Below are 10,315 nucleotides of genomic sequence, written 5' to 3'. Positions count from 1 at the left end.
ACATTTGCGAACCCCGAACAGTATACACCGGAAGAGGATCAACAAAATTATTAACAACAACAGAACAGAGAGGTTCACTCAATAAAGTCATCAAAATTATCAGTATTTTAATGCTCAGATAAAAACCCCTGGAGAAAATCTTCATAACTAGCTCTTCAACCATACAAACATGCTTAAAAATATCTTCAGGACGTATACCACCCAATCACATATTCGGTCAAGAACACAAAGGCCATAGATGCGATAAAACATTAAAAAACAATACTTAATGTTCCTGTAAATGTATACGGCGAATACACCTGTGTTCCATGAAGCACGGCCTGAAGGCTTGTACCAGCCTGCAAATTATCCGTCATTTCATAAATAAGGCCCAAATGAGCAACCCCAACCCTAAATTCCGACAGTCGCGCCAATGTATTACACCCAGCCTTAAAGACCCCAACATAATCAGAATCCGTTACGGTTATCGTATCCCTACGTTTTACAATCCAGGAATAATCAGCATAACATTTCATTCCCTGCACAAAACCATCTGAAAACATTGATGCAGTCAGATTCCAGACACCACCCCGCTTATGATTGACGGGCGGTTTAAATGGATACAAAACAGACTGAAATTCATTATTTGGCACCCGCAAGTCAGTTCGCGCGCGCTCTTTAAAGAAGGTATACCCCCCTGAAAAGGTTAAATTAATCGTGTTTTTAAAGTCCAAGCTGGTTGCCCCTTCCATAGAAAATCCCGTAAAGCCATCAGCCCCACGGGGAAGCAACATCTTTAAAACACTCTCTTTTTCTGTAGCTAAAGGCTTTGTTTCCCATATTTTTTCACCTGGAACCGTAAAGCCAAGGGTAACTCGAGGAATCAATGTTACAAATTCATCTTTTTTTCCACCAAACTCAATTGGGTAGTACAACGCCACTTGAGCCGTAAAATCATCCAGAGCTATTTCTTGATACCCTTTTGCGTGCATCCCTAGCTCATCAAGCAATCTATCTCGCTCTAAGTTCCACATAAATGCTGCCGTAACAGGACTTGCAGACAGAGCGGCAGCACTTTCGACATACTCTGCACTTGTTGCTGGATTTTGAAATTTAGGATCAGAAGCTTTTTGATCAAGCACCCCTGCTTGAATCGAAACAACAATTCCCTCTGCTGGTTCAAAACAAAATTCAGTGCGTAGACCAATTTTTTCATAATCAAAATCAACGCTGTATGCCAATTCTCTTTGGTTTGTAAACTGCATTGCATTTAATGCCACTCGATGCGTTTTTGCTCTATTCCAAAAAAGCGGAAAATCTTCAGGATCTCCATACACAGGGATATAATCTTCCGGATCTCTATCTGAAGCATAATTAGCAATTAAATCATGCGCCATTGCTCCCATACCCCAGGTTCCAATTCGATCACCAAGCCTCTGAGTCTCTGCAGATGATGGCCCATAACATGCTTTAATTATCTGCGTATACGGAGAAATGCTAAACGAAAAATATGGTCGCTTTTCATCTTCTTGCTTTCTTCCCAGCAAGGACATTTGCGAACCCCGAACAGTATACACCGGAAGAGGATCAACAAAATTATTAACAACAACAGAACAGAGAGGTTCACTCAATAAAGTCATCAAAATTATCAGTATTTTAATGCTCAGATAAAAACCTCTGGAGAAAATCGTCATAACTAGCTCTTCAACCATACAAACATGCTTAAAAATATCTTCAGGATGTATACCACCCAATCACATATTCGGTCAAGAACACATCGGCTTATTTCTTTTTTATGAATAACATCAAAATTATCATGCAAGATATAAAAAACCTTTCTATACTCAATCCGCAAAAACATCCCAACTCTCATCAGAGGTGTTATATGAAAATATTCGATCTTATCGCCCAAGAAGAAGCGCGCCAACAAGCAACCGTAAACCTTATCGCTTCTGAAAACGTTGTCAGCAAAGCAGTGCTCGAGGCAACAGGCTCTGTACTCACAAACAAATATGCTGAAGGATACCCTGGTAAAAGATATTACGCAGGTTGTGGAATTATCGACCAAATTGAAGATTACTCACGAGAACTTTGTAAAAAAATCTTTAATGCTGAACACGCAAACGTGCAACCGCACTCTGGATCTAATGCAAATTTAGCAGTTTTTTTAGCTGCTCTTGAACCCGGTGACACTGTTCTTGGAATGTCTTTACCAACCGGAGGTCACCTAACCCATGGACACGCTCTTAATATTTCTGGACGATATTTTAATTGCATCGGCTACGGTGTTGATCCTGTAACGCATCGCATAAACTACGAAGAAGTAGAACAACTTGCGCACAAACACAAACCCAAATTAATCATCGTCGGCGCATCGGCATACTCTCGATTTATCGATTATGAACGTTTTTATTCAATCGCAAAATCAGTTAACGCTCTTCTCATGGCAGACATTGCCCATGTTGCAGGACTTATCGCTGCAAATCTACACCCCTCTCCATTTCCATATGCCGATTTTGTTACCAGCACGACGCACAAAACACTCAGAGGCCCTCGCGGTGGCATCGTTATGTGTAAAAAAGAATTTGCAGAAAAATTAGACAAATGCGTAATGCCCGGAGCTCAGGGCGGGCCACTGATGCATGTAATTGCAGCAAAAGGAATCGGCTTTGAAGAAGCTCTAACACCTGAATTTATAGAATATCAAAAGAACGTACAAAAAAACGCACACCTCATGGCCGAAAACTTTTTGCACTCAGGATACGACATCGTCTCTGGCGGAACAGACAACCATTTATTTGTAATTAACTTTACCAAAACTCATCCAAACTTAAGTGGAAAAACAATTGAGCGAGCTCTTGAGCTTGAAGGAATATTAGTTAACCGAAACATGGTGCCTGGCGATCCAAAAAGCGCGTTACTGACAAGTGGCATTCGAATTGGAACACCAGCAATGACAACACGCGGATGGACCGCTCAGGACTTTATAGAATGCGCAGAAAAAATAAAATCGATTATACGCTCGCTTGAATAGTCGGTTCTGCAACAGGAAGAGACAATCTGCGATATTTATCAAACAACTCCATACTGTACGGAAGCGCTTGCTTAAGCAAAGAATACACAGCCTGTGCATACTGCTGCGCTTCCCACTGAGCATGATTGTCAACGCGAACAGCAATAAAATGCATCATATTATGCAAGTCTTGCTTCCAAAGCCATTTAGTATAAACATTTAATGGAAGCTGCATGCGAGCAATCTCTGCTGGAATTTTTTGTGCTAAATCAAATTCATATTGTGCATACGCTCGTTCACAATTGCTTTGTAATGTTTTGCAAAATTCTTCCGCATACAAATTAGAGCTCTGGGCATCACGTCCTTGCTTATTAGTCGCAGCAGGAACACCAACTGTAGCTGGATCAGGAATATAAAATTCATTAGGCAATTTAATATATCGCCCAGAAATTTCATTAATCGTTGCAGTTCGATGACGAACAAATTGACGTGCAATAAAAATAGGCATTTTCATTTCAAGCCAAATTTCAACCATTTCAAAGGGGGTTGTATGTTTATGCTCAAGCAAATATTTCGCTAATTTTAGATCGGCCTCTCTTGTTCGCCCAACTTTATCTGCGGCATCAAACGAAAATCGTGCAGAATTCGCAGGATCAACATCATCTGCATCAAATTCAAATTCAGGTCTGCGAACAGGTCCTGAAATATTACGCAAACGCACATATCCGTGATCGAGAACTTTTACAAACTTCATGGGACTGTTCCTTTATTGATCGTAAAACAACAATCCCAAAGTTTATCTAACCAAACTAAAAAAGATATCTTTTCGCACTCTTATTGCGCAGGCATATCAATCAAGGTTGCACCCTGCTTTTGACAGCGTGGACAGGTATGATGAGAGTTTATCCACTCTTGCAAACAAGCCCTACACGCAGCTTTTTTAACGGTACAATCACAGTTTGCAGTAGTACAATCACCAACTGCATCCATACACAAATAACATTCACGATCATCATCTTGCGCATCAGATACAGGCTGAGCACTTAAAACCTCTTGCGCAGGAGGAGCAGATGGAACAACAGGAGCAACAACGGGTTGCGCTACAGTAGAATCATTTTTCTTAAAAATATCCGCCAGAGTTACCCGTGCCCTACACGTCGGACAATTTTTCGACTGATTTACCCACTGCCGGATACAATCTTTATGATATCCCGAATTTTTACATGAACAGGCAAGTACATACACCTCATTTTCTGGAACAGAATCACCACAAAAACATTCAAATGAATTTGCATTTCCAGCCGGCAAAACAGGTTCAATATATTCATCAAGCGGAGGTGCGGTTGGAGTAACTGGTAAAATACCTACAGGCTGAACCTCATCTAATGGCGGAGCTGTAGGAACAACAACCTGAACCGCAGGCCGCTGCTGAGCTTGCAATTGATTTAAGCGATCACGCTCTTGCTGTTCACGGCGCGCTCTTTCTTCTGCTTCTCTACGATTTCGTTCCAACAAAAGAGCCTCTGCTCGTGCCTGCTTTGCTTGTAACTCTTGTGCATAAAGAGCGGAGTGCCGAACAAATAAGATTCTTTGATTTACCAAATCCAATGCCTGCTGCAACAAACCAACTTTGTGGTGTATCTCTAAAATGTACGAATCTTTTAATGATGATAATTCAGGTTTTCGCAACAATCGCTCAGATCGAGCAATACAATATAAAAAATCTTTTTTAACATCTTCCAACAATTTCAAAACAGCCTCTAATGGCCACTCTTGACCTTGAGTCACTTGCATCCAACTGAGATCTGTTTGAACTTGTCGACCAAATGCAACGACCGGCAAACTAACTAATCGGGCGTACTCCTCATTAAACTCCTTAACAAGAATCAACGCCGCTACAATTTTTTGACGCTGCAAAATAACCTTGAGCAAATCTCTACTTGCTAGAACCTTTACAGAAATATCTGCAACCTGAGACTGTGTCAAATGAATAACAACATCCCTCTTGAGCAAGCCATCTCCCTGCAAAATAATTTGTTCTGCTGTGTTTTTAGCTTCATTCAATTCACTTCCAAGAAGCGCAACATCATACAGCAATCCAAACCGCTTCATCCAAGCTTCATCATCAACAGGACTTTGCTGAAGAACGAGAGAATGTACAAGAACATAATATTCTGAACACAAGCTCTCGTACTGAAATTGAGCACGACAAAATGCTAATCGAGACTCACAAAGATCCTTCAAGCGAGGATATCTATACATTTTATTGAGCACATCAGCTTTGACTTCAGCTTTGATTGTTGCAGCATGAACAACACCAAGAAGATTATTGGCGACATCTTGCATACATACCAAAGAATTTTTCAAACCCTGTAAACGATGAACAAGCGATTCATATGTTTTCAAATCTCCAGCGGCAGAACGCATCCAGGAATCGCCAGAAGTTTCCATTAATTCAGGAGCTCCAAAAACCGCATTGTATAAACGCGAAAACTCTTGGTAATCAACTGCTGCCGCAACCCATGCATATCGCTGACCACAAATTTTTTGCAAATCAGCAAGCCGCACTAATCCAACTTTTAGACATTGGAGTTGATCGTTGGTCATCTCAGAAGATCTACAATCAAGCAACAATCCAGCAACCCTGACCAGTTCTGCAAGCTCATTTCCAATATTTTTTAGACGCAACAGCACATCAGCAAGACCGATAAACGGCAACTGCCAAGAAGTACCATCAAACGCCTGTGGTGACAACTCCTCAGCATTATTTAGACGGGCAAATTCTTTTGAAAAATTATCAACCCAAATATCAACCGTATTCCCTGCACTTATTTTTGAATAAGAAAAAGCCCCTACCAAAGCGCCCAAAAGAGTCAGGCCAATTCTTGTTTTAGCGACAGCAGAATATCTCAAGGAAGCTATAAAATATGACAAACCTCCACCGCCCAAAAATGCCCCCAAACCCTTTACAAGTCTCTCCATTCGAGTTGATGGCAATTTATTATGTGCCCACACAACACGAGATCCAAAGACACTTTCCGGCCGTGCAATCAAAAGGCCATTTGCCGCAAGGCAACACAAAAGCGCCCCATACCCTATTTTTTTAATATTCATAATTAATCCTAAATTTATTTCTTAAAAAACAGAGTGAACAACGGTATTTTGTTGACCACAAAACGGACAACAACCACCATTTTGTTTTATTGTTCCGGCAACACACTCATGGTGATAATATTTACCAACACATCTTTCGCAGTTTGTTTTATACCGTTTCTTATGAGGGATGTTCCCCGAGCAAAGAGCACACGTGTTAAAGATATCAACAGGAGGTGCCGTTGGTTCTGGCGCATACGCAACTACCGGAACGGTAATTGGTTGCTGAATCATTTGCTCTGCAGCAACCCCACCATCACCAAAAGCAGAGTGAACCGTTGCTCTTGAGTAACACTGTGGACACAAATTTCCAGTACGCTTTACTGCATTTGAAATACATGCATGATGATAAAAATAATTTCCTGGAACACACTGACACTTTGTTGCATATCGTTCTTTTTTTAAAACTTGCTGCGCGCACAAGCCGCAATAGTCTGTCTCAATCGACGGCGACACAAAATACGGAGACTGTGAATAACTTAGCTGATTTGCAAGATATTCTTGTTCTACAATCTCTCGTGCTCGATCGCCAATCAATTTAGCTGTTGAATCATATTGATCTTTTAATTTTTGCTGAAATGTAAAAAGTGGATCATTTTTTATAGCCTGTACTCTCACCGTTGCAACTTCAAGCATTTCTCGCAACGCAGAAATCCTGAGCGAAAGAAGATCCATGACCTCGCGGCCTTCAGCCTGCACAATTGAGCTTGCGATCAATTTTTCGCCATACGAGATGGTTGTTAAAATATCACGCATCAACCATTCAAGACGAGAAACAACATCTACCAACTGCCATGATCGAGAGTAAGTACGAAGCTGCATTGTAAAAACAGAATCATCTGGACTCAATAACGGTTCAACCAAAAAATCATTATAAACTACAGCAAAATTTTCTAAACAAGCAGAAACCGATGATCCTGCAATATCACCATTCATGGCCACAAAACCAGATAATGCTCCGACAAGACCTGCACAAAGGTATGAACACCCTAGCTTACCAGCAGCTTTCAAGCTCCCATTTATCGCAACACCACAGACCCCACCAATAACCAATGACTTCAGACGAGAAATGAATCGTGAACCTCCCCCTTGAGGATTAATACCCAACTTTAAAGGTTGCTTTGGATTAATAACAGGATAAGCGCCTTGGGCAAGAGAAGCCAAAACAACTATGACTAAAAAATGTTTTTTCATTCTAAAAACCTTAATTTTATAATTAAAAGCATCAAACCCAACTGACTCCAGGATGCCTGAATATCGCTTTTTCGCCAGGCCTTCATTTTTTTGAAAAAAAACCTACTTTTTTATCTTTTTTGCAAAAAAGCAATTATCTAACTGACACATTATGGTTAGTCTTCATAAATAATTCGCCTTAGGCACAGTCCTTCAGCAGGGGCTTTAACCAGGGATTGATTCGAATTCGGATTTTTAAGCATTTTTGTTATTTCATGAGCCTGCAACTCGGGTCGTCTTGCAACATCAAGAGCTGCCCCCACCATGCGCCTAATTTGAAAGCGAGCAAAAGACTTTCCAACCACTGCTATCTGCAATAGCCCAAATCGAGATATTTTTTTCAAACGAATGCTCTGTACTGTACGGATTGTATCTTGCGGCTCATCTTGATCTATCGTACAAAAAGAACCAAAATCGTGCGTGCCAACAAATAATTGTAAAGCCTCGCTCAAAACATCCATCCTCAAAGACTCAGAGTAAGGATATCGCCACCCAAATCGAGCAAAAAAAGGTAATGGGCGATTAAGAAAAACATGGTAATAATAGGTTTTTGAAAGAACACGATGAAAAGGATGAAAATCATCAGTACAGTCTTTTAAAGACCGAATAACAATCGAAGAAGGCAATGATGCATTCCAGGCAAAAAGCATTTTTTCATTCAAAATCTCTAATTCAGTCCTAAAAATAGCAACTTGGCCGAGCGCATGAACACCCGAATCTGTCCGAGACGCACCTAAAATCGAAATTTTTTCGCCAAAAACACGTCGATATGTGGACTCGAGGACTCCCGCTACCGTGCGATCATCTTTTTGTATTTGCCATCCCAAAAAATCAGTTCCATCGTATGAAACTATCATTTTTATTTTTCGAATCATCTACCCCAAAGCCTTTTATTAAAAAAGTATTGCACCAATCTATTATTCATTTTCATCATAATAAATACCATACCGGCGACTAAACCTTATCTCCGATGAAATTTTTTACTATTTTTATCTTTTTAATATCTAATACAATCCCATGCAATAACAACCAGTACGTTAAAATAAGTCAGCATGAAAAAAAATTTTTATATCAATTTAATTTGATACTTTTTCTTCTTGCAAAAAAACACTCACCAAGCTTTGACGCCCTAAACACCTGCAAAGGACACGGCGCATCTGCTATTGCTAAGTTTGGACTTGTGGTTCAACAAGTCGTCCCGCTGATCGCCCCTCATGCAGCAGTTCCTGTAGCTGTTTTTACAACAGTTGTTAACGCACTCGGAGAATTTGTAGCAGAAGACGAAGAATACCAAGCATTTTTAGAGTTCAAAAGATCTCGGGGATGCAGGTCAGATCTCTGCCCTGACATCGATTTTAAAAAGGATCTTATAGTCTCAAAATTAGTCTCTAGGTCAAAAGAAATTTTAAGCTCTCAAGATCCCCTTGATCAAGCAACAAAAAAAGCCTTAGTAAAAATTATACAACACGCGCCAAGAACGCTGTATAAATCAGTAGATTTTTCTTACACACCTGAACAATCTGACGCATTTTCTCTTCTTCTGCTTAATTTTTTCTCTAGATCATATGATCTTTTTACAGAACTCATGAAAAAAATAGAGAACAGGGAACAAGTAATCTAAAAAACGCTTACAACTTCTGCAAATCATAAATCGCTTGCGGTTGATTGCTCATAGCATGCATCTGCAAGCGCTTAACCGCATGATAAACATCTTCCTGAGAGGTATTAACCACGATGTCAAATTGATGCTTTTTGAGCAGATTAACCCCTTTATACGTATATGCCCGAGCTTCCTGAGAACGCGTATGCCCAACAAACCTGTTTTTTCGCTCTCTTTCTCTATCTTCTCGAACTTCAAGCGGAGCATACACCCCCACAACAAATACTCGATAATTTTTAAGCCTACAAAGCGCATACTCAAAAACATGGTCACTCAAAAGCACATCATCAATTACCACATTAAAGCCCGCATCAAGAAACTTACACGCGCGATCATAGGTCAAGCACATAAGCTTTTCTCCTAAATCTCCCAAAGAAATAGCAACGGTTGGCTTGCCATGCTCATCAACGCCATGCTGATAGTTTATTTCACCATCAACCCAGTAGTCCCTACGCAGAGGAACGGTTTCATCCCCCAGGGCCCTGAAAATATCATCAATTCCCGCTGACAAAAATATTTTTTCGGGATAACAATTATCAATGACAGCTTTCGAAAGTGTTGTTTTACCTGCGCTTGAAGCCCCAATCAATAAAAAGGCAACCGGACGCGGATCTTTAACAAATGGATACCGACAAACATCTTGTGCTTCTTTGTAATTTGCCGTTGATTCATAGCCAGCTGCCGGAGAAAGATTCTTCAAAATCTCAACTGCCTTAGGAGGATTTTGTTTTACAAAATCCGCTAGAATCTGAGCGCACTCTGCAGAATCATGCATATGCGTCTCAAGCATCAAATCACACAGTCCCTCTCTGAATAAGTCATGCCCCTTAAACTGATAAGCGCGAAGCTCCTGAGATCTTGTATGCCCCAAAAATCTGAGCGGACGAGCTCGCTCTCGCTCTTCTCGCAACATAAGAGGTGCATACACACCAACCACATACACATTATGACCAGTACCAACATTTAATAAATACTCAAACGTGTCATCATTCAAAATGACTTCATCAATCAACACATGCAAACCACTATCTGCCGCCATTGCGCCAAAATCATAGTTAATTCTTTGAATCACATCACCAATTGAACCCATGCTCAAATCAACAATTGGGCTGCCATCGATATCAGATGTGTATGAAAAATTCACACTACCGTTTACCCATTCTTTTTTTACAATAATTTTTGTATTGCTTCCAAGAGCAAAAAACGACTGGTCAACACCCGTAGAAACATATAATTTTTCGGGATATTCACGATTAATAAACTCTCGAACAAGCGAC

At 40.4% G+C, this 10,315-nt stretch carries 8 protein-coding genes; 2 read left to right on the top strand and 6 right to left on the bottom strand.

Going from position 1 to position 10,315, the window contains the following annotated elements; all coding sequences use genetic code 11:
- Nucleotides 1-251: 251 nt before the first annotated feature.
- On the bottom strand, nucleotides 252-1,691 hold the full coding sequence (locus FJ366_04000) for a hypothetical protein (protein ID MBM3894728.1): 1,440 nt from the start codon (nucleotides 1,689-1,691) through the stop codon (nucleotides 252-254).
- Between the two features lie 173 nt (nucleotides 1,692-1,864).
- Here FJ366_04000 and FJ366_03995 point away from each other — a divergent pair, with 173 nt between their 5' ends.
- Nucleotides 1,865-3,013: a serine hydroxymethyltransferase gene (locus tag FJ366_03995; protein MBM3894727.1), complete on the top strand. Its 1,149-nt coding sequence runs from the start codon at nucleotides 1,865-1,867 to the stop codon at nucleotides 3,011-3,013.
- Here the strand turns inward: FJ366_03995 and thyX are convergent.
- The 4 genes from thyX to truA form a co-directional block, all read right to left on the bottom strand.
- Complete coding sequence (thyX, locus tag FJ366_03990; GenBank protein ID MBM3894726.1) at nucleotides 2,994-3,746, bottom strand: FAD-dependent thymidylate synthase; 753 nt, start codon at nucleotides 3,744-3,746, stop codon at nucleotides 2,994-2,996. The genes FJ366_03995 and thyX overlap by 20 nt on opposite strands.
- 80 nt (nucleotides 3,747-3,826) lie before the next feature.
- Nucleotides 3,827-6,106, bottom strand: a complete 2,280-nt coding sequence (locus FJ366_03985) for a hypothetical protein (GenBank protein MBM3894725.1) — start codon at nucleotides 6,104-6,106, stop codon at nucleotides 3,827-3,829.
- A 21-nt stretch (nucleotides 6,107-6,127) separates the two neighbouring features.
- On the bottom strand, nucleotides 6,128-7,339 hold the full coding sequence (locus FJ366_03980; protein MBM3894724.1) for a hypothetical protein: 1,212 nt from the start codon (nucleotides 7,337-7,339) through the stop codon (nucleotides 6,128-6,130).
- Between the two features lie 155 nt (nucleotides 7,340-7,494).
- Nucleotides 7,495-8,253 carry a tRNA pseudouridine(38-40) synthase TruA gene (truA, locus tag FJ366_03975; GenBank protein MBM3894723.1) on the bottom strand — a complete coding sequence of 253 codons (759 nt, stop codon included), beginning with the start codon at nucleotides 8,251-8,253 and terminating at the stop codon, nucleotides 7,495-7,497.
- 95 nt (nucleotides 8,254-8,348) lie between these two features.
- Here truA and FJ366_03970 point away from each other — a divergent pair, with 95 nt between their 5' ends.
- Nucleotides 8,349-8,999: a hypothetical protein gene (locus FJ366_03970; protein ID MBM3894722.1), complete on the top strand. Its 651-nt coding sequence runs from the start codon at nucleotides 8,349-8,351 to the stop codon at nucleotides 8,997-8,999.
- A gap of 7 nt (nucleotides 9,000-9,006) precedes the next feature.
- Here the strand turns inward: FJ366_03970 and FJ366_03965 are convergent.
- A partial coding sequence (locus FJ366_03965) for a hypothetical protein (GenBank protein MBM3894721.1) occupies nucleotides 9,007-10,315 on the bottom strand: 1,309 nt, incomplete at its 5' end.

The sequence above is a fragment of the Candidatus Dependentiae bacterium genome (assembly GCA_016871815.1).
Lineage (GTDB): Bacteria > Babelota > Babeliae > Babelales.
Note: the sequence above shows the minus strand (reverse complement) of the source record. Positions and strands in the feature narration are given on the sequence as shown.